General features: G+C 64.2%; 19 protein-coding genes and 1 pseudogene. 7 read left to right on the top strand and 13 right to left on the bottom strand.

Annotation, left to right across the window (positions count from 1 at the left end; all coding sequences use genetic code 11):
- Positions 1-156 precede the first annotated feature (156 nt).
- Positions 157-630 carry a chemotaxis protein CheW gene (locus ATB1_RS02340; protein WP_042662095.1) on the bottom strand — a complete coding sequence of 158 codons (474 nt, stop codon included), beginning with the start codon at positions 628-630 and terminating at the stop codon, positions 157-159.
- 248 nt (positions 631-878) lie between these two features.
- Between ATB1_RS02340 and ATB1_RS02335 the strand changes: the two genes are divergently transcribed.
- The 4 genes and pseudogenes from ATB1_RS02335 to ATB1_RS02320 all read left to right on the top strand — a co-directional run bounded on the left by ATB1_RS02335 (position 879) and on the right by ATB1_RS02320 (position 5,916).
- A complete protein-coding gene (locus tag ATB1_RS02335) occupies positions 879-1,979 on the top strand; it encodes a chemotaxis response regulator protein-glutamate methylesterase (protein ID WP_198526024.1) in 1,101 nt (366 codons plus the stop codon).
- A 2-nt stretch (positions 1,980-1,981) separates the two neighbouring features.
- Positions 1,982-4,204 (top strand): annotated as a pseudogene (locus tag ATB1_RS24030) (chemotaxis protein CheW).
- Positions 4,204-5,046: a protein-glutamate O-methyltransferase CheR gene (locus ATB1_RS02325; protein WP_042662094.1), complete on the top strand. Its 843-nt coding sequence runs from the start codon at positions 4,204-4,206 to the stop codon at positions 5,044-5,046. Before ATB1_RS24030 ends, ATB1_RS02325 begins: the two are co-directional and overlap by 1 nt.
- A 3-nt stretch (positions 5,047-5,049) precedes the next feature.
- Positions 5,050-5,916 carry a CheF family chemotaxis protein gene (locus tag ATB1_RS02320; protein WP_004970794.1) on the top strand — a complete coding sequence of 289 codons (867 nt, stop codon included), beginning with the start codon at positions 5,050-5,052 and terminating at the stop codon, positions 5,914-5,916.
- A 57-nt stretch (positions 5,917-5,973) separates the two neighbouring features.
- Here ATB1_RS02320 and ATB1_RS02315 read toward each other — a convergent pair whose 3' ends face one another.
- The 8 genes from ATB1_RS02315 to ATB1_RS02280 form a co-directional block, all read right to left on the bottom strand.
- Entirely contained in the window at positions 5,974-6,336 is a 363-nt protein-coding gene (locus ATB1_RS02315) for a hypothetical protein (RefSeq protein WP_042662093.1), read from the bottom strand.
- Between the two features lie 78 nt (positions 6,337-6,414).
- On the bottom strand, positions 6,415-7,428 hold the full coding sequence (locus tag ATB1_RS02310) for a CheF family chemotaxis protein (protein ID WP_198526025.1): 1,014 nt from the start codon (positions 7,426-7,428) through the stop codon (positions 6,415-6,417).
- A 95-nt stretch (positions 7,429-7,523) separates the two neighbouring features.
- Positions 7,524-9,266 carry an archaellar assembly protein FlaJ gene (gene flaJ, locus ATB1_RS02305; RefSeq protein ID WP_042662091.1) on the bottom strand — a complete coding sequence of 581 codons (1,743 nt, stop codon included), beginning with the start codon at positions 9,264-9,266 and terminating at the stop codon, positions 7,524-7,526.
- A 4-nt stretch (positions 9,267-9,270) separates the two neighbouring features.
- Positions 9,271-10,935, bottom strand: a complete 1,665-nt coding sequence (locus ATB1_RS02300) for a type II/IV secretion system ATPase subunit (protein WP_042662090.1) — start codon at positions 10,933-10,935, stop codon at positions 9,271-9,273.
- The gene (locus tag ATB1_RS02295; protein ID WP_042662089.1) at positions 10,936-11,685 is read right to left on the bottom strand and encodes an ATPase domain-containing protein; all 750 of its coding nucleotides are present in this window, start codon (positions 11,683-11,685) and stop codon (positions 10,936-10,938) included.
- Positions 11,682-12,131 carry a CARDB domain-containing protein gene (locus ATB1_RS02290; protein WP_042662088.1) on the bottom strand — a complete coding sequence of 150 codons (450 nt, stop codon included), beginning with the start codon at positions 12,129-12,131 and terminating at the stop codon, positions 11,682-11,684. Before ATB1_RS02290 ends, ATB1_RS02295 begins: the two co-directional genes overlap by 4 nt.
- On the bottom strand, positions 12,132-12,569 hold the full coding sequence (locus tag ATB1_RS02285; protein ID WP_042662087.1) for a fla cluster protein FlaF: 438 nt from the start codon (positions 12,567-12,569) through the stop codon (positions 12,132-12,134).
- Complete coding sequence (locus ATB1_RS02280) at positions 12,553-13,968, bottom strand: flagella accessory protein C (RefSeq protein ID WP_241768008.1); 1,416 nt, start codon at positions 13,966-13,968, stop codon at positions 12,553-12,555. The genes ATB1_RS02285 and ATB1_RS02280 overlap by 17 nt, the downstream gene beginning before the upstream one ends.
- 310 nt (positions 13,969-14,278) lie before the next feature.
- Here ATB1_RS02280 and ATB1_RS02275 point away from each other — a divergent pair, with 310 nt between their 5' ends.
- Complete coding sequence (locus ATB1_RS02275; protein WP_004977361.1) at positions 14,279-15,019, top strand: ATPase domain-containing protein; 741 nt, start codon at positions 14,279-14,281, stop codon at positions 15,017-15,019.
- Positions 15,020-15,172: 153 nt separating this feature from the next.
- On the opposite strand, the gene ATB1_RS02270 is transcribed toward ATB1_RS02275, so the two are convergent.
- From ATB1_RS02270 to ATB1_RS02255, 4 genes are all read right to left on the bottom strand, one after another.
- Positions 15,173-15,799: an archaellin/type IV pilin N-terminal domain-containing protein gene (locus ATB1_RS02270; RefSeq protein ID WP_042662086.1), complete on the bottom strand. Its 627-nt coding sequence runs from the start codon at positions 15,797-15,799 to the stop codon at positions 15,173-15,175.
- Positions 15,800-16,435 (bottom strand): archaellin/type IV pilin N-terminal domain-containing protein, encoded by a 636-nt coding sequence (locus ATB1_RS02265; RefSeq protein WP_042662085.1) that lies wholly within the window; start codon positions 16,433-16,435, stop codon positions 15,800-15,802.
- A 9-nt stretch (positions 16,436-16,444) separates the two neighbouring features.
- Complete coding sequence (flgA1, locus tag ATB1_RS02260; RefSeq protein WP_042662084.1) at positions 16,445-17,086, bottom strand: flagellin A1; 642 nt, start codon at positions 17,084-17,086, stop codon at positions 16,445-16,447.
- A gap of 214 nt (positions 17,087-17,300) precedes the next feature.
- Positions 17,301-17,639 (bottom strand): helix-turn-helix domain-containing protein, encoded by a 339-nt coding sequence (locus ATB1_RS02255; protein WP_004043733.1) that lies wholly within the window; start codon positions 17,637-17,639, stop codon positions 17,301-17,303.
- A 132-nt stretch (positions 17,640-17,771) separates the two neighbouring features.
- Here ATB1_RS02255 and ATB1_RS02250 point away from each other — a divergent pair, with 132 nt between their 5' ends.
- Positions 17,772-18,422, top strand: a complete 651-nt coding sequence (locus ATB1_RS02250; RefSeq protein ID WP_042662083.1) for a hypothetical protein — start codon at positions 17,772-17,774, stop codon at positions 18,420-18,422.
- 139 nt (positions 18,423-18,561) lie between these two features.
- On the top strand, positions 18,562-18,769 hold a 208-nt coding region (locus tag ATB1_RS02245; protein ID WP_042662082.1), incomplete at its 3' end, for a response regulator.

Raw genomic sequence — 18,769 nt, 5'->3', positions numbered from 1 at the left:
CGCCGGCTACGTCGCGGCGTTCGGCCTCGCGGGCGTCGTCGTGGGCTGTGCACTCGTCGTGGTGTTACTCACCGGCGGGCGGGGCGTCGCGGCGGGAGAGCAGTCGCTCGCCGATTAGGTCTCGAAAACGAAAGCGGGGCCGGTCGCAGAACGTCCCTACTCGATGGCGTGCACCGGCGAAATCCAGACGACGAGGTCGCCGTCGCGTTTGATGACGCCCTCGATGGAGTCGTCTTTTTCGAGCGGCGGGTCCTCCACGTCGTCCATCGAGACGCGGACGACCTGGTACACCTCGTCGACGAGCCAGCCGGTCGCCGCCTCGTCTTCGAACTTGTTGGGGTCGAAGATGACGATGCGCTTCGACTCGCCCTCGTCGTCGATGCTGAGAAGCGACTTCGGATTGATGATGGACGTGGTCCGTCCGCGGAGGTCCATCACGCCCTCGACGTAGTCCGGCGCGTTCGGCACCGCCGTGAGTTGCCCCTTGTCGACGATTTCGCTCACGTACTCGATGTCGACGCAGTACGTCTCCGGGCCGAGTTGGAATTCCAGCACCTGTACTTCTTCGGCGGAGTCCTCCGCGTCGGTCTCGTCCGCGCTCATCTCGGTCGTGATTGCATCTTGTCGCATGGTCAACCCCGGCGGCGACGGACGCCGCCACCTGATCGCTTCAGAGTGGTCAGATTCAGCGTATAAAGGTACGTACCCGATTATCAGCCGTGATTATCCTCGCCGAGTGTTTATATACCCGATTTCCGAACCTCGGGGTAGATGAGCGGTCTACGAAACGGCACACGAAACAATCCACCGACCCCTCGACGGGGGGCCCGCTCGGCGACCCGTCGCGCCCGTCGTCCCCACACCGGGAGGTGGGGGCGATGAGTTCGGCCGCCGGCGCGGACTCGACGCGAGCGGTCGTCGTCGACGACTCGCGGTTCATGCGGACGCTGATTCGCACGCTCCTCGAAGACGCCGACGTCGAGGTCGTCGCCGAGGCGGCCGACGGCCGCGAGGCGGTTTCGGTGGTCGAGGAGAACCGACCGGACGTGGTGACGATGGACATCGAGATGCCCGAGATGAACGGCCTCGACGCGGTCGAGGCCATCATGGAGGAGTGTCCGACGCCCGTCCTCATGCTCTCGGCGCACGCCGAGGAGGACGCCGACGTGACGTTCGAAGCGCTCGACCGCGGAGCGGTCGATTTCGTGACGAAACCGGGCGGCGAAGTCACCTCCGAGATGCCCCGCGTCAAGCGGGAACTGGTCGAGAAGATTCAGTCCGCCGCGGCGGTCGACCTCTCGGCGACGCGCCGGGGCTCCCGCCCGCCGAAGACGGAGTCGAAGTCGGCGACGACTGCGGGGGCGAAACCGGCGTCGTCGGGGACGACCGGGTCGCTGCCGACCGAGGGCTCGACGCTGATTATCGGCGCGTCCACGGGCGGGCCGAACGTCGTCGAGCGGTTGCTCGCGGCGCTCCCCGAGGAGGCCGGCCTCCGCGTGCTGGTCGTCCAGCACATGCCGGCCGGCTTCACGAAGCGCTTTGCGGCGCGGCTCGACGGCCGCTGTGACTACGAGGTCCAAGAGGCGAGCGACGGCGAGCGAATCGGCCCCGGGCAGATTCGCATCGCACCCGGCGGTTCCCACCTCCTCGTGACCGGCGACCGGGCCGGACGTCTCCGGCTCGAACTCTCCGACGACGAGCCGCTGCACGGCGTCAAACCGGCTATCGACCTCACGATGGCGTCGGCCGCGGAGGCGGTCGACGCGCCGCTGGCCGGCGTGCTCCTCACCGGCATGGGCCGCGACGGCGTCGAGGGGATGACCCGAATCAAGCGGGCGGGCGGCCACACGGTCGCACAAGACGAATCGACCTCCGCGATCTTCGGAATGCCGAAGCGGGCCATCGAGGCCGGCTGTGTCGACACCGTCTCGGCCGACGGGCGAATCGCAGACGAAGCACTCCGCGGGCTCACTACCTGACCATGGACGAAGAACTCTACCAAGCATTCATCACCGAGAGCGAAGAGAGCATCACGCAGTTGAACAACTCCCTGCTGTCGCTGGAGTCGAACCCGGACGACACCGAGGCCATCGACGACATCTTCCGGCAGGCCCACACGCTGAAGGGGAACTTCGGCGCGATGGGCTTCGACAACGCCGCGACGGTCGCCCACGCCGTCGAGGACCTCCTCGACGAGATTCGCCACGAGCGACTCGACGTGACGGCCGAGCGGATGGACCTCGTCTTCGACGGGATGGACCTCATCGTGGAGATTCTCCACGACATCGAGGAGAACGGCGAGTCAACCATCGACCCGACCGACACGGTCGAGGAGATTCGCGCCGCAGTCGAAGACGGAGGTGACGCGGGAAACTCGAACCCGGCGGCGCCTGACGAGGCCGACCGCGAGTCGGTCGACCTCGACGCTCTCGCCGCCGACTGCGTCGACACGGACGCCCTCGACGCGACCACGCTCACCCACGCCCACGTCGAACTCGACGCGGGCCAGATGAAGGGCGTCGACGCCGGCATCTTCCTCAGTAGCATCCCCGAGGACCTCGACGTGGTCGGGGCGAACCCGAACCGCGACGCCATCGAAGACGGCGAGTACGGCGACGGTTTCGACCTGTTCGTGGCCGAGCGCGACGCCGCCGTCGTCGAGAGCGAACTCGACGGCCTCTGGAAGGTCTCGACGGTCGAGACGACCGACGTGTCCGACGCGCTCGCCGGCGGCGACGAGGCCGCGGACGCCGGTGACACTCCGGCGGTCGACTCCGGCGGCCGAGTCGGAGGTTGACGCCCCGGCATCGGACGGCCCCGGCCAGTCCGCTGACGCTGACGGCGCTGTCGACAGTGACAGCGACGCGGCGTCCGACGACGCTCCCAGCGTTGACGACGGGAGCGAAGGAGACGCCGACGAGGCCGAGCCGACCGAGAGCGCACGAAGAACCGGAGTCCGGTAACGACGAAGAAAAAGGAGGCCCGCTCCATCTCCGCGGTCAAGTCCGTCCGCGTGGACGTCGACCAACTCGACGAACTCCACGAACTCGTCGAGCAGCTGGTCACGAGCCGCATCAAGCTCAGAAACGCCATCGACGTGGGCCAGACGACCGCGCTCGACACGCTCGACGAACTGGACAAGATATCCTCGAACCTCCAGAACACCGTGATGGACATGCGGCTCATCCCGCTGAAGAAGGTGTTCGACAAGTTCCCCCGACTGGTGCGCGACCTCGCTCGCGAACAGGACAAGCGCGTCTCGTTCAAGGTCGAGGGCGCGGACATCGAACTCGACCGCACCATCCTCGACGAGATTTCCGACCCGCTGATGCACGTCCTCCGGAACGCCGTGGACCACGGAATCGAAGACCCCGACGTGCGCGAGGCAAACGGCAAGTCCCGCACGGGGACCATCAGACTCTCCGCGCGCCGCCAACACGACACCGTCATCGTGACCGTCGAGGACGACGGCGGCGGCATCAACGCCGACGCCGTCCGTGACAAGGCGGTCGACAAGGGTGTGGCGACCCGCGAGGAACTGGACCAGATGCCCGACAGCGAGGTGTACGACTACATCTTCCACCCCGGATTCTCGACCAACGACGAAATCACGGACGTCTCCGGCCGCGGCGTCGGCATGGACGTGGTGAAGACGACCGTCGAGTCGCTCGACGGCTCGGTGTCGGTCGACAGCGAGCCCGGCGAGGGGAGCACGTTCAACATCCGGCTTCCGGTGTCGGTCGCCATCATCAAGGTGCTTTTCGTCCAGGTCGAAGACCGCGAGTTCGGCGTCCCCATCAAGTACATCGACGAGATAAGCCGCCGCGACCGCGTCCAGACGGTCAACGGCGCGGAGGTCATCGTCCACGAGGAGACCATCTTCCCCCTGATTCGGCTCCGCGAGGCGCTCGAAATCGACTCGCCCGAGCCCGACGACGGCATGGTGGTCCGCATCCGCCCCGACGACAGGCAGGTCGCGCTCCACTGCGACGGCGTGACGAAACAGGAGGAAGTCGTCGTGACGCCCCTGCAAGGGCCGCTGTCGGGCGTCGGCGGGTTGTCGGGAACGGCCGTCATCGGCGACGGGAACGTCATCCCGATCCTGGACGTCTCGACGCTCGCGCTCCCGGCCGACGGCGAGCAGGCGATGCGCGAGTTCGACCCGAGCCAACTCCCGGACACCGCCGAGGAGGCGGCCGACTGATGCCCTCGTCGGCGACCGACGACCCGGCGTTCGGCCGGCTCTTGGACTACATCGAAGACTCCCTGCAGTTCCAGACGAGTTCGTACAACGACGCCTACCTCGACCGCCGCGTCTCCGCGCGGATGCGGCGGCGACGCGTCGACGACTACGGGTCGTACCACGACCTCCTCACCGACGACGAGGACGAACAGCAGGCGCTTTTGGACGCGCTGTCGGTCAACGTGACGAGCTTCTTCCGGAACCCCGAGGTGTGGGAGGCGCTCCGCGAGGTGCTCCGCGACCTGAGCTCTCGGGGGAGCCGCCACGACCCCATCAAGGTATGGAGCGCCGCCTGCTCTGACGGCCGCGAGGCCTACTCGCTGGCGATGCTCGCCCACGACGACGACCGCGTCGACGAGCGCCGCATCGAAATCGTCGGTACGGACATCAAACGCGAGATTCTCCGCGCCGCCAGAGCCGGCGAGTACCGCGCCTCCGAGACGAACGACGTGGCCGAACAGCTCGACCCAATCGGGCGCTGGGAGCGCTTCGTCGACCGCGACGACGACAGCTTCCGGGTGAAAGACGCCGTCACCGACATGGTCAGCTTCGAGCGTCGAGACCTCATCCGCGAGGAGCCGCCGGGGACGTTCGACCTCGTCGTCTGCCGGAACCTGTTCATCTACATCAACGCCGAGTCCAAGCGGGCCGTCTTCGAGACGCTCGGCTCCGCGATGAAGCCGGACGGCTACCTCACCATCGGCATGACAGAGACCATCCCGCCGACGTGTCGACAGCAGTTCGACCCCGTCGAGAAACGACTCCGCATCTACCGCGCGAGCGACACCGCGGTCGGGAGGTGAGCGATGAAACCCGGTGAGCAAAAGCTCGGAGACACCCGCGGGCGGTTCCTCCAGGTCGTCAAGAACGGCCGGGAGATGCACGACGTGGACTGGACGAGCGGCCGCATCTTGCTTTCGAACAGGCGGCTCATCCTCGCCGGCACCGGCGGCAAGCGGACGATTCAGCTCTCGAAGATACAGGAGTTCGGCGGGCGGTACGACGTGAACCAGCGCATCGCGACCGTCTCCGACTACTTCAGCGTCCACATCCCGTCGGGCGTCGTCCTGCTCGCGCCCGTCGACTACGACGAGTTCGAGACGGACTTCTTCGGCGCGCTCCTCAACACCGAGCAGTTCCTCGCGCGACACCCCGCCGTCGCCGGCGGCGTCGTCCAGAACACCGAGTGGGAGAAATCTCGGCTCAAAGTCGAGACGGAGGCCGTGAGCATGGCGACCGTCGGCGGCAAGTTCGTCGAAATCCGCCTCGACGACATCGGCGACGTGAAGACGGGCGAGCGGACCATCGTCGACGAACACCGGAGCGTCATCGAGGTCGAACACTCCGACGACGAGGGGACGAGCCTCCAGACGTACATCTCCGGCTCCGACCGCGCCATCAGCTTCCTCTACACGCTCCTCAGGGAGGGCGAGGAGCTTTCCGAGACCTCTATCGACCTGAGCGAGACGGACAAACAGGTCCTCACGGCACTGTACTCGGGTGTCTCACCGTTCGATATCCCGAACTTCCTCGGCCTCGACGTGGACGAGGTCGAGGAACTCTTTCAGCGACTCATCGACCACAACGTCGTCGAGGAGATTCGCGTGCGCCACGAGGTGCAACTCAACGCCCGCGGCCGCAGCATCGCCTCGGACGCCATCAACGAGCAGTAATCGACACTCGGATTTTCGCGGCGCAGTCGCCGAACGCCGAGCGACGCGTCGCGCTCGTCAGTCGTCGGTGGCGCGCCGAGAGGCGCGTTCGAGCGCGATGCCGCCGTAGACGCCACCCAACCAGAGGCCGGCCAATAGAGCGGTGTCACGCACGCGCCCGCCGGGTTCGACGGTTAGCCCGTACGCCGCGAAGATGGGTACGAGGGCGCTCAAGACGCCGATTATCGTGTACCAGAAGTGGTCGTTCGCCCCGGACCACCGCCAGCGGTACGCGGGAAAGGCAACGAACCCGAAGCCCGCAATTGTGTACGTGAGAAGCAGGGAGACGCCGACCAACGCGTCGCCGTGTCGGAAGCCGAAGGAGTAGCTGACCGCGCTTCCGATTGCCAGGCCGACGAGCGCCGAGGTCCGCGTCCGCATAGACGCAGAACTAGTTGCGCAGTTGATATAATTTTCCCGACCACGGGACGACCCCTCTTTTTGACAAAAAGCCCGCCCTCAGACGTTCACGTCTTCGATTTCCTCGTTGACGACGAACCGCCCCTGCGGCGTCAGCGAGGTCGGGAGCTCGTCGTCGCCGATGAGTTCCTCATCGTGGAGCTTCTCCAGTTCCGCGTCGAGGACCGCCTCGTCGACGCCGAGCAGTTCGCTGAAGTCGACCTCTGCGGCCATCTCGCCTGCGGAGTACAGCCCGACGAGGACTTCGAGGCCCTGTTCGGTGACCTCGACGTCGCGGACGCCCGACTTTATCCAGTGGTAGACGAGTCGGAGGTAGCGCCCGAGGATGTTCATCTTCCGCCGGGAGTCGAGCGTTATCTCGGAGGTGACCGTCTGGCCCTGTTTGACGTGCTGGACCGAAAGCACCAGTCGCGTTTCGCCGTCGACGGTCCGTTCGAGCACCTCGAAGAAGATGACGCTCGCGAGGTCGATGTGGAACGGCTCGCCGTCCTCCGTGAGCGGGCCGTCGTCGTCGGGGAACGTGACGGCCTCGTAGTCGAGATGCAGGCCGGAGGGCTGTCGCTCCGTGTCGAGGACGCGCCCGCCGATGCGGGCCGGGTGGGTGACCTGCGCGCGCGAGCCGTTGAGCGCCGCGCGGAACAGCAACAGCGAGAACTTCTCGATGGTCTCGCGGTCGCCGCCGATGACGGTCGTCCGGCGCTGGCGGCCGATGATGTAGCCGACCATCACTGTGTAGTCGAAGAACTCCTCCACCTCCGGGGGGACCTGCCCGACGGCGATGTCGAAGATGGACGTGATGGGGATGACGGTCTTGGCCTTCGACGTGGCGAGGATGAGCCGCCGCTGACTCATCAGGACGCGGCCCTTGACTGGCTCGAACGAGGCGTTGCCGCCGGCGACGAAGTTAGCGACGAAGTCGACGACGATTGACTCGCCGTCGCTGGTCCGCTTTTCCGTCTGTCTCTTCGAGCGCTCCCGCTCTTGTTCCTCGCGTTCGTCCGACGGTTCGGACTTCTTCCGGCGGTACGCCTGTAGCAGGTCGCTTTTCGCCACGTCGCCCCCTTCGGGCGCGCGGGAACGGGCCTCCTGTGCGGTCTGTTCACCTGCCGCGTCTGGCATCGAATCTCGGTTCTGTTGTCCGTATTCAGTCATATACTAATCAGCGCTCCTGCGAGCGACGAGGTGGCGACCGCCATCAGGGAGCCCACCCAGACGAGCATCACGAAATGCAGATAGGCGTTCGCCTTGTGTCCGCCGTCGACCATCCGAATCATGAGCGACGACAGGAGGGCGTTGAACAGGATGATGAGCGTCAGCATGTACTCGATGAAGGGCACGTCGTAGACGCCGGCGTAGATGAGCGTCCCGAACTGGAGGCTGTCGAGGTTCATCTGCGTCGAAAACGACGCGAGAATCTCGACGACCTCCAGCCCGATGAAGAACGCGAACGACGCGGAGGCCGTGATGCCGTAGAGGACGCCGATGAGGGTGACCGTTGACTGCTTTCGCTGCCGGCGAAGCTTGATTATCTCGTTCATGTTACGGCTGATGAGCTCGCCGAGGAGCTTCGGTTTGCCACCCATCGACCGGCCGACGTTGTACATCTCGGAGAACTTCTGGACGAGATAGGAGTTCGTCTCCGCGGTGAAGAAGAACCACGACCGGTCGGGGTCGAGCCGCATCCGAAGCCGCGTGTACAGCCGCGATATCTCCCGCGAGAGGACGCCGAAGTCCTTCGTCTTGAGCGTCTTCAGGACGGCCGTGGTCGTGCTCTGTTTCGCCGTCTCGGACGCCCCGAGCGCGCGGATGAAGCCGGGGTACTCCTCGTCACGCTCGCCGATGCGTTTCTCGTGGCGGCGCGCAACGATGCCCGGGACCGCAAGCGGCGTCAGCGGTGTCGAGATGAGGAGCGGAATCGGGAGTTCCATCATGATGGGCCGGACCGTCTCGCCGACGATGGTCAGGTTGAACGTGCCCAACGCGAGCACGAGCACCATCGTGATAGAGAGGCCGACCGCGCCGTACAGCGTGATGTCTATCTGCCGGTCCGCCTTCGTCCGGTACTCGCGCTGGTGGAACCACAGCGGGTCGTACGGCGACATCGTCCGGATGACGAAGTAGAACCCCAACTGCACGAAGACGAAGAGCACGATGACCGCGCCGATGGTCATCGTCGCATCGGTCCCCGTCAGGATGGGGAGGACGATGGCGTTGATGATGGCGAAGGTCATCGACAGAATCATCGAGAGATAGAGGTCCTTCATGACCTCCAGGTTCCCCAGCGCACTCTCGTAGACGGTGATGTACTTCTGAATCATCGCGTTCTGCTCGCCGAGGAGGAAGTCGTCGATGCTCTGGCCGGCGTTGATGGAGTACGCGAGCCTGTCGAGGAAGTCCGCGAGGGGCTTCGACGGGACCTCTCGGGCCCGGCGCTGACAGGCGTCGTCGAGCGACTGGTTCCACGCGTCGACCAGTTGGACGATGCGGTTCATCTCGGTCGATAGCTCGCCGTACTCCTCCTCGCGCGCGAGCGTTCGAAACACGGCGACACGGTCGATGTTCGTCGTCGAGAGCACGGTCATGTGCGTAATGAGGAGGTGGAGTTGGTTCTCCAGACTGCGGCGCGTCTGCTCGACGAGGAGCCGCGGGTAGAGGACGGCCCCGCCCAACAGCAACACGCCGAGGAGGAACACGGGGATGCGGACGAGGAGGGGAAGCGGGAGCGCGATGGCGCCGGCCAGAGAGAGCATGAAGAACACGATGGCGGGGCCGAGCACCGCGAGCAGGTACCGCGAAAGCGCCATCGGCATCTTCTCGTAGGACTCGATGATGTCGCTGATGAAGTCCCGAACCTGCACCGCCTGCATCGACGCGCTCTGCTCCCCTGCCATCTCGCTACACCCTCGCCATGTCGAACGGCAGTCCTTCGACGCCGTCGCGCTGGTAGTCCTCGATGAGTTCGTTCACTTCGTGGTAGCCGAGGACGTTCTCCTGAATCGCCCGGCGGACGAGTTCGGCGCGGAACTGGATGTCGTCGTATATCTTCCGCGTGTCGTCGTAACCGAGGAGCGTCGCGACCTTCTGTTCCATGATGAAGGAGTTGTTCATCCCCTGGAAGATGATCTCGTCTTGGACGGGGTCCCAGTAGAACGCCTCGCGGGTGACGACGCCGCCCATCTCTTTCGAGTAGCCCTCGATCTCCTGCACGCTCGTCACTCGGCGGAGGATGTCGTTGCCCCGGCGGACGCGGTTCTGGAACAGCGCGATGTCGCAGTTGTCCATGAACGTCTCGGGGACGTTGATGGGGTCGCCGGTGAAACGCTGAATCATGGAGACGATGTCGGACGCGTGGAACGTGAGCATCACCGGGTGACCGGTCTGAGCCGCCTGGAACGCCATGCGACCCTCCTCGCCACGGACCTCCCCGACGATGATGTAGTCGGGGCGGGAACGGAGCGCGGCCGCGACGAGGTCGAACATGTCGACTTCGGAGTCGGAGCCGCGGCCCTCACGGGTGAGGAGTTGCTGCCACGTGTCGTGCGGCGGGAGCACCTCGGCGGTGTCCTCCGCGGTGTAAATCTTCGAGTCCTGCGGGATGAACGAGAGGATGGCGTTGAGTGTCGTCGTCTTGCCCGACGCCGTCTCGCCGACCACGAAGATGGTTCGCTCGTTCTCCAGCGCGATCCAGAGGTACGCGGCCAACTCGGGCGAGAGCGTCCCCCACTTGGCGATTTGGAACACCGAAAGCGGCACGTCGTCGCCCTGACGGATGGTGAGCGACGACCCCTTCAGCGACACGTCGTCGGAGTAGATGATGTTGATACGCGAGCCGTCGGGGAGCGTGGAGTCCACGATGGGGTGGGCGTCGGAGACGGGGTCGCCGATGCGCTCACCCATGTTGCGGAGCCAGTTATCGAACTGCTCCGTGCTGTCGAACTCGACGCTCGTCTCCAGCAGGCCGAACGTCCCGTGGTCGACGTCGACCTGGCTGGGGCCGATAACGTGAATGTCCTCGTTCTCCGGGTCGCGCATGATGGGTTCGAGCGGGCCGAGGCCGACGATGTCGCGGACGAGTCGGTACTGTATCTTGTCGTAGGTCGTCTGGGAGACCTCGATGCCGGCCACGTCGAGTCGCTTGGCAACCGAGCCGAGCGGCCCGCGGTCGTCGCCCTCGATGTGGACGATTTCGGAGAGCAACTCCTCGATGCGCTCTTCGTAGTCGGCGCTTTCTTCGGGGGCCGGCTTCGAGACGCTGCGTTCGAGCAGTTTGTCCTTGACCCGGCCGAACACTTCGAGTTCGTCGTCGTCCATCTCGGGTTCGATGGTGTAGTACTTCGTCGTCTCGCCGAAGTTGCCGTATATCTGGCAGAACACGGGGCCGCCCAGCGGGTAGATGATGTTCGGACGCCGGGACTCGTAGTCGCCCGGCTCGTCGACGAGCATCGGGAACTCGCCGGTGATCTGTCGGAACCGCTTGAGGTGGTCCCGCAGGTGCGGCCACTGCATCGCGAGGCGCTTGAGATCGTCCGACAGCCTGGCGGAGCCGTGTTCGGTCGCCATCTACGCCACGCTCCTCGACTCGATGACGAGCCCGATACCCGACCGGACCGAGAAGCCGACGCGGTCGCCGACCTGCTGGCCCATCCCCGCAAAGCGCTTCACGAAGATGTTCCGCCGAACGTCGTTTCCGACCTCCACCATCTCCAGTTCGAAGTAGACGTCGGCGATAGAGCGGAACGGACCGATGGAGCCCTCGTCGACCGACGACGGGTCGACGGTGATGATGATGGTCTTGCCCTTCGTCGTCAGCTCGCGGAAAAACGAGATGATTTCGAGGGCGGCCTGCCGCTCGTCGTTCTGCCGGACCAGCGCCTCGAACTGCGGGTCGTTGCGCAGGATGGCGTCGAACGTGTCGATGATGATGACGTCGGCGTCCCAGAGCGTCTCGGCGTCCATCAGCCGCCGGAGGAGTTGTTTGCGCTCCTCCTGGCTGCTCCCGCCGGAGAGCGCGCCGCTGCTGTCGATTTCGGCCTGGAGAAACAGGATCTGCTCGTCGAGCAGATGCTTGACGATGTCGTACGAAAGCGAGTGCATCTGGTCGAGGAAGCCGCGGACGCCCAGCTCGGTCGAGACGAGCGTCACCACCGTTTCCTCGTCGCAGAAGCCGTAGCTGAACCGCTGCGACAACACGCTTTTACCGGCGCCGTAGTCCCCTTCGATGAGGACGATGGCACCCTTTGGGATGCCGCCGCCGAGTTCCTTTTCGAGACGGTCGTGCCCGGATAGCCCGAGAGAGAATTGACTGCTCATGGTACGCGGAATTCGAACACCTCTTCGTCACCGTCGACGACGACGGTCATCCGGTAGTCGCCCGAGTCCAACGCGATGTCCGTCACCGTGAGTTCGATGACGTTGCTCGGCCGCCACTCGGTGCCGTCGACGACGTTCACCGTGACGTTGGTCTGATACTGTCCACCGACGATGATGTCGAAACCACCGCTGGTCGCCGGGAGCGTCCTGAGGCCGGTGTTCTTGACGTATATCGAGAGGTTGTCGTTCGCGCCGTCGTAGACACCCGCCTGCGGATCGCTTATGACTTCGATGTCGGTTCTGATCTCTGTACTCACGTCGCCGCCGCGCTCGTCGAGCGAACTGCTGATGCCGGTCACGGTGTCGATGAGGACGCCCGAGACGCCGGCGGCGACGACGATGCTGGCGATGAACAGGATGAGGCTCGGAACGGAGATGTCGGCCATCTAGTTCACCGCCTCCGTGGCTGCGACGCCGCTCCCGGTGACGACCTTCACGCGTTCGGGCGTGGGGTCGACCCCGACCACGAGACTGAGGTTCTCGCCGGCGTACCAGAGGTCGGTTCCGGCGTCGCCGTCGACGGTCGCGTTGGCCGCCGGCACGTCGACGTACCTGTTGTCGACGAGCAAGGTGGTCTCGCTCACCGAGAGCGTCTCCGAGCCGGCGTTCGTCAGGTTCACCGTGAGGCTCTCGTTGCCCGCGTCGTAGGTCGCGTTCGTAACGGTGATGTCCGTGTTCGTCCGTTCGAGGGCCCGCTCCGCGTCGGCGTCCTGCGCTTCGAGCACGTTCTCCGACGCGTTCGACGTCGCTGTGTACAGCGTCCCCGTGGCGACGAGGACGCCGAGGAAGATAACGGCGGTCGAGCCGCTAACACCGAATCCCATCGAATCTCCTCCCGTAGGCGACTAACTCGTCGTACAGTTGTCCCCGCGGAACGTCCTCCGCGAGGCGACAGACGTATGCGAGGCTCGTCTGGTGGTCATCGATGCGGAGTTCGCCCCCGTCGGGGTCCGCGACCGACGGCGCAATCTGTCCGACGTGGGCGTTCAGTTCGCTCTCGACGGCGCGCGATATCCAGTCCTGCTCCCGATACTGGCGAAGCGCGCGTGACGCGCCGAGCGCGCCGCCGACCGCGACGAGATGTTCGACCCATTCGAGGACGAGCACCTCGGAGACGTAGTTCGACGGGAGCGCAGCCAGGTAGGCGTCGGACTCCTCGACCGCCGCCGACGGCTCGGGTTCGGCGGCCGCGTCGTCCTCGTCGTCGACCGAAAGCTCGTCTTTGGCCATCGCCGCGGTGGCATACTCGGCCTCCAGTTCGTCGAGCGTCTTGCGAACGTCGCCGTCGGCGTCTTCGACCTCGGGTTCGTGTTCGGACTCGGACGGTTCGTCACTCGGGTCGTCGGCCTCGTCGGCGTCGGCGATCGCTTCGAAGTCGTCTTCGACGCTGTCAACCGGCTCGTCTTCGAAGTCGTCTTCGAGGTCGACTGCCGCGTCGGCGAGGTCCGTTTCGGCGTCGTCCGCCTCTCCTTCGTCCGCCTCCGCTTCGTCTTCTTCGTCCCAGCCGCCGCCCTCCTCGTACTGTTCTTTGAGGTCGTCGAAGCTCGCGCCCCCCGCGCCGCCCGAGTCGTCGGCCTCGTCGGCCTCGTCGTCGTCGTCGAGCACGTCCGCGGGGCTCTCGCGCTCGGCTTCCACGAGTTCGTCTTCCGCGGCGAGTTCCGCTTCCTTCGCGCCCTCCTCGGCGTCGAGTTCGCCGAAGTCGTCGTCGAAGAACGACTCGGCGTCGGCGTTCGCCACCTCGGGGTCGAGGTGCTCTTCGTCCTCGGCTTCCGCCTCGAAGAGTCCGAACGAACCGCCACCGCCGTCGAGGCCGCCCATCTCGCGGGCGTCGTCGACGAACGGGTTGATGCCGCGGGTGACCATCTCGTAGATGTCGAGCAGTTTGCGAATCGTGTCGTCGAGCTCTTCGACGGTCTCACCGATCTGTTTGTTCTCTTCGCGGACGGTGTTCATCCCCGACGAGATGGCGCTTACTTCGTTCTCGAGTTCGCCGACGCGATCTTCGAGCTCTGCGAGTTCCTCGCTGTTGTCGTCGTCGAATCCGCCGAAATCGTCATCGTCGAATCCGTCGTCGAGGTCGTCGCCGAAGTCACCAAACTCGTCGGAGAGGTCGTCTATCCCCTCCTCGAATCCAAGTCCATCGTCTGATGACATGTGTTGTCCTTCCGTCTCCGTTTCGTCCCCGGCGTCAGCCGTGCCTTCGTCGTTCTGCCACTCCATCATGCTCGCAGCGAGCACCTCCGCACCGTTTGCGGGGCGCTTCGTTCGAGCGACGGCCTGTCACCCGGCCGAGCGGCGGACCGGCCGGGGAGGTCCGACGGACTCGGGGGAGCAGGTAACATTGGTGCAAGGTACGTAAGTCGGTACAAGAAAGTTCCCGTCCCGTTATCAGTAGCGATATTTTAGACGTTCGGAATTTTCGCCGGCTAAGTATGTAATAAAAGTCAGACGGCGCCGTAGCGGCGGTAAGAAGAATTATCCGGCGTCGGCACGGAGGTTCCTCCGACAGCAACACACGCGTTTCAACACAATCATGACAGAACTAGTCAAGACCGGTGTCGAAGGGCTCGATTCCATCCTGAACGGCGGTATCGTCAAGAACGCCGCGGTGCTCATAAGCGGCAATCCCGGGACGGGCAAGAGTATCCTCGGACTCCAGTATCTCTACAACGGCGTCGATCAGTTCGACGAAGGCGGCCTGTATCTCACCTTCGAGGAGACCGAAGACGACATCCGCGAGGCGGCCGAGTCCATCGGCTTCGACCGCTGGCACGAGTACGTCGAGTCCGGAGATATCAAGGTTTACGACAAGCGGACGCTCCTCCGCGACGGTGACTTCTCGACGACGCTCGACCGCATCCTCGGCGACCTCCAGGACACCAACTACGACCGACTCGTCCTCGACTCGCTGACGATGTTCCAGCTGTTTTTCGACGACGAGAAAGAACAGCGCCAGTACCTCCTGAAGTTCATCGACATCCTGAAGGACAGCGGTCTCACCTCGCTTCTGACCACCGAGCAGTCGGCCATCTTCCCCGAGACCGACATCGGCCTCGAGAACTTCCTGACCGACGGGAACATCTACCTCATCCAGAGCCCCGCGGGCGCGACGAGCAACCGCTACGTCTGGGTGGCGAAGATGCGCAAGCAGAGCATCAAGAACTCGATGTTCCCACTGGAAATCGCACAGGGCGGCATCAAGATATACGAGCAGGCGGCCGGGTTCTCCATGGTCGGCGAGTCCCCGCCGTGGTTCGGCGAAGAGACCGAGTAACTCGCTTCGCGTTTCTCTTTTGGCTCGGTGCGTTTCAGCACTCTCGTTCGCTCCGAGACGGGGTACGGAACTCGGCGCGGCGCGTGACGAACACCGCTGTGGGCACTAACGGGGTTCTGTGGCGATAAAAAAAGCGCAGCAGCGAGAGACCGATTAGAGTTTAATCGGGTCGCCGCGCTCCTTGCCGGCGAGCTGCTGGGGCATCGTCATGATGACCTGCGTGGTGCCGCCGGTCCGCGAGGTGATTTCGAGCGTGACGCGCTCGCCGGTGCCGAGACCGGTTCCGCCCTCAATGGCGGACGTGTTGATTTTGACCTCGTAGCGGTCGTTCATGCTGTTGAGGACGCCGAACGAACCGTCGTCGTCGGTGACCTCGTCCATCAGGAACTCGTCGCTGTCCGCGTAGGTACGAACGTCGTTGGTCTCTCCGTCGTCGGACTGGTTGGTCAGCGTCGTGACCGTGTCGTCGCTGAGGTACTTGATGGACGACTCGTTCATGTCGACGCTAGAGGAGCCGGCGGCGAGACGAATCGTGAGGGTCATGTTGTCGATGACCTCGGAGTCGCCAACCGTACCGTGCGCGTTGAGGACTTCGACGCGGTTCGTGACCTTGTTCACGGACTGCTCGCCCGCATCTTCGGCCGTTGCCTGGAGGAAGCCAGCGGTGTTGACGAGGACGCCCGCCGCGATTGCGGCGACCAGGACCATCGCGATGAAGACGATGAGCGTTCCGATACCGACCTGACCTCTGTCCTCGTCGTTGAACAGTTCGCTAAACATTTACAGTGCCACCGGGTCGTTGTTGTCCTTGCCCGCGAGCTGCTGGGGCATCGTCAGGATGACCTGCGTGGTGCCGCCGTTGCGCGAGGTTATCTCGAGGGTCACCGATTCGCCCGTACTGAGGCCGTTCTTGTTCGCCCCTTCGATGACGGAGGTGTTGATGACGATCTCGAAGCGGTCGGTCTGGCTGTTGAGAATCGGGAATGAGGTGTCATCGTCCTGAATCTTACGGACCGCGAACTCGTCGTTTCCGGCGGTCGACCAGTTGATGCCGTCCGCGTTGTCCGTGTTGTTGTTGACGAGCGTCCGAGCCGTGTCGTCGCTGAGGTATTTAATCGTCGTGTTGTTCAGCGAGACCGAACCGGAACCGGCCGCCAGACGCGTGGTGAGGTTCACGAAGTCGACGCTCTTCGTCGACGTTCCGTTAACGATACCGTGAGTCGACACGACGTCGACGCGGTTCGTGACCTTGTTCACAGATTGCTGTCCGGCGTCCTCGGCGGTGGCTTGCAAGAAGCCAGCCGTGTTCACGAGGACGCCCGCCGCGATTGCGGCGACCAGAACCATCGCGATGAAGACGATGAGAGTCCCGATACCGACCTGACCGCGGTCGTCGTCAGTAATGTTATCGAACATGTGAATCTCCTATAGTGCGATGGGGTCGTTGTTGTCCTTGCCGGCGAGCTGCTGGGGCATCGTCAGGATGACCTGCGTCGTGCCACCGTTGCGGCTGGTGATGTCGAGCTTGACGGTCTGGCCCGTGGCCGTCCCGTTGGCGGCGGCACCTTCGACCGTGGAGGTGTTGATGATGATCTCCGCGCGGTCGGACTGCTCGTTGAGGACCTCGAAGGAGCCGTCACCGTCTTCGAGAACGCCCGCCGTGAAGTTGTCCCCGGTCGTCAGGTTGGCGGCGTCCCCTTGGTCGTTGGCGTCGTTGGTGTCGTTGTAGGTGAGGGTCCGTGCGGTCGTCTCACTCAGGTACTTCACCGTCGTGTCTTCGAGAGAGACACTCCCAGAGCCGGCCGCGAGCCGGACCGTCAGGAAGACTTGGTCAACGGTTCGTTCCTCACCAGTCTGGTTGACCAGCCCGTGGGCGTTGACGACGTCGACGCGGTTGGTGACCTTGTTCACAGATTGCTGTCCAGCGTCCTCGGCGGTGGCTTGCAGGAAGCCAGCCGTGTTCACGAGGACGCCCGCCGCGATTGCGGCGACCAGAACCATCGCGATGAAGACGATGAGGGTCCCGATACCGACCTGACCCCGGTCTTCGTTGATGTTTTCGAACATGAATTTCGTGGGTTTGGTCCCACGCTCGGTGGGGAGCGGGGAACCGTCACTCGTCAACTTGGAGAGGGCCTACATAACGCTACGGCCCTCAATATCAAGACTGATACCGAACGTTCGGTACGTCGATAGGTAAGGTACTTCGCACGCTCACGCGAGCCACTAATCGGCGCTCGTCTCAGAAAACGTAGGAGAAAAGACCGGAGCCGGAGCAGGTTCAGTCCTGCGTAATCTTCCGCCACACGTCGTCGAGTTTGTTCTTCACCTCCGGGCGTTCGGTCACGCTGACGGTGTAGTCGTCGCCCTCGAATCGAACGACGATCTCGTCGACTTCGCGGCGGTAGACGTTCGTCCGTCGGTGCTCGTCGGAGAGAACCCGGTCGTGCAGTTCGAGGAGGCCCGCTGCCGTCAGTTCCTCGATCCGGCGATAACAGGTCGCAATGGGGATGTCCAACATCTCGCTGAACTCCTGTGCCGAGTGGGGTTCGTCCGCGGCACGGAGGATATCCGGGTTGTATTCGTTCCCCAGCGCTGAGAGGGTCCTGTCAGACTCCATAGATAGAGATTCATCAGAACGCGCTGCTTGTCAATGTGTTGGTTGTCTATCTGCCACGTTCTCAGTCGTAGTAGTGAGTCTATCACGCGCGCCGACGATGGGATTATATGCCACGGCACCGAGCATCCGCCGATGGACGACGAGGACGAACGTCCTCCCACTCACCCAGAGGAACAGGGGGTCGTCGGGACGGACGAACTCGATATCAGTCGCGACGAGCACGTCGCGGCGCTCGACACGGGCCGGTACGTCATCTCGACGGGGGAAAACAGGCCGCCAGCGCCGGTCGACGACGCGGCCGGCAACGAGAGTGACCCCTCCGAATCGGACGGGACCGCAGACCCCGATTCGGAGGCGGCTGGTGAGGGCGACGGCAATACCGGCGCACCCGAACTCGTCCTCCCGAAAGACCCGAAAAAGCGGGCCGTACTCGCCCGCCGCTTGCTCGCCGAGCGCGTCGGGGCGGTCCGCGCGAATCACGCGCTCGTCACTACCGCGCTCGTCGACGGCGAGGTCACCCGACACGAGACCGTCTCCGACGACGTGACCGAAGTCGTCCACTCGTTTCTCACGTGGTACGCCGAGGCCGTCGGGAGCGCCGACACGCCGACCGACGAGGTGCTCGGCATCCTGCTTTTAGCCTCGGAGGTGCAGGTCACCTACCCCGGCCGGGCCGTCGAGGCGCTCGCGGCCGCGAACGGACTCGACCGCGACGACAGTATCGGCGACCTCCTCGACGCCGTCGAAGAAACCGGCGCTTCGTTCCCGCCACGTCGGCGCTGACGACGGCGACCGCCCTCTGAGCGCTCTCCAAGAATCGGCGTCGACGCGTCGTGAGGCGGTCTGGCGTGCTCCTGATGACGTATCATCCTTGATAATGGGGAGGAAGGGTTTATGGTGTGATTTTCGGAAATCTGGAGGTATGGCAAGCAAGGTACTGGTCGTGGACGACTCCGCGTTCATGCGGAATCTCCTCAAACAGCTCCTAGAGGGTGAACACGAAGTCGTCGGCGAGGCCGAAAACGGGGTCGAAGCGGTGGAACTCTACCGCGAACTCGAACCCGATGTCGTCACGATGGACGTCGTGATGCCGATTCGAAACGGCATCGAAGCGACGTCCGAAATCAAGT

This window comes from Haloferax sp. ATB1 (assembly GCF_000730175.1).
Note: the sequence above shows the minus strand (reverse complement) of the source record. Positions and strands in the feature narration are given on the sequence as shown.

Bases quoted from the DNA above. Each gene is read 5' to 3' on its own strand.
- ATB1_RS02340 (WP_042662095.1), bottom strand. From the start codon at position 630: ATGCGACAAGATGCAATCACGACCGAGATGAGCGCGGACGAGACCGAC.
- ATB1_RS02335 (WP_198526024.1), top strand. From the start codon at position 879: ATGAGTTCGGCCGCCGGCGCGGACTCGACGCGAGCGGTCGTCGTCGAC.
- ATB1_RS02325 (WP_042662094.1), top strand. From the start codon at position 4,204: ATGCCCTCGTCGGCGACCGACGACCCGGCGTTCGGCCGGCTCTTGGAC.
- ATB1_RS02320 (WP_004970794.1), top strand. From the start codon at position 5,050: ATGAAACCCGGTGAGCAAAAGCTCGGAGACACCCGCGGGCGGTTCCTC.
- ATB1_RS02315 (WP_042662093.1), bottom strand. From the start codon at position 6,336: ATGCGGACGCGGACCTCGGCGCTCGTCGGCCTGGCAATCGGAAGCGCG.
- flaJ (WP_042662091.1), bottom strand. From the start codon at position 9,266: ATGGCAGGGGAGCAGAGCGCGTCGATGCAGGCGGTGCAGGTTCGGGAC.
- ATB1_RS02300 (WP_042662090.1), bottom strand. From the start codon at position 10,935: ATGGCGACCGAACACGGCTCCGCCAGGCTGTCGGACGATCTCAAGCGC.
- ATB1_RS02295 (WP_042662089.1), bottom strand. From the start codon at position 11,685: ATGAGCAGTCAATTCTCTCTCGGGCTATCCGGGCACGACCGTCTCGAA.
- ATB1_RS02290 (WP_042662088.1), bottom strand. From the start codon at position 12,131: ATGGCCGACATCTCCGTTCCGAGCCTCATCCTGTTCATCGCCAGCATC.
- ATB1_RS02285 (WP_042662087.1), bottom strand. From the start codon at position 12,569: ATGGGATTCGGTGTTAGCGGCTCGACCGCCGTTATCTTCCTCGGCGTC.
- ATB1_RS02280 (WP_241768008.1), bottom strand. From the start codon at position 13,968: ATGATGGAGTGGCAGAACGACGAAGGCACGGCTGACGCCGGGGACGAA.
- ATB1_RS02275 (WP_004977361.1), top strand. From the start codon at position 14,279: ATGACAGAACTAGTCAAGACCGGTGTCGAAGGGCTCGATTCCATCCTG.
- ATB1_RS02270 (WP_042662086.1), bottom strand. From the start codon at position 15,799: ATGTTTAGCGAACTGTTCAACGACGAGGACAGAGGTCAGGTCGGTATC.
- ATB1_RS02265 (WP_042662085.1), bottom strand. From the start codon at position 16,435: ATGTTCGATAACATTACTGACGACGACCGCGGTCAGGTCGGTATCGGG.
- flgA1 (WP_042662084.1), bottom strand. From the start codon at position 17,086: ATGTTCGAAAACATCAACGAAGACCGGGGTCAGGTCGGTATCGGGACC.
- ATB1_RS02255 (WP_004043733.1), bottom strand. From the start codon at position 17,639: ATGGAGTCTGACAGGACCCTCTCAGCGCTGGGGAACGAATACAACCCG.
- ATB1_RS02250 (WP_042662083.1), top strand. From the start codon at position 17,772: ATGGACGACGAGGACGAACGTCCTCCCACTCACCCAGAGGAACAGGGG.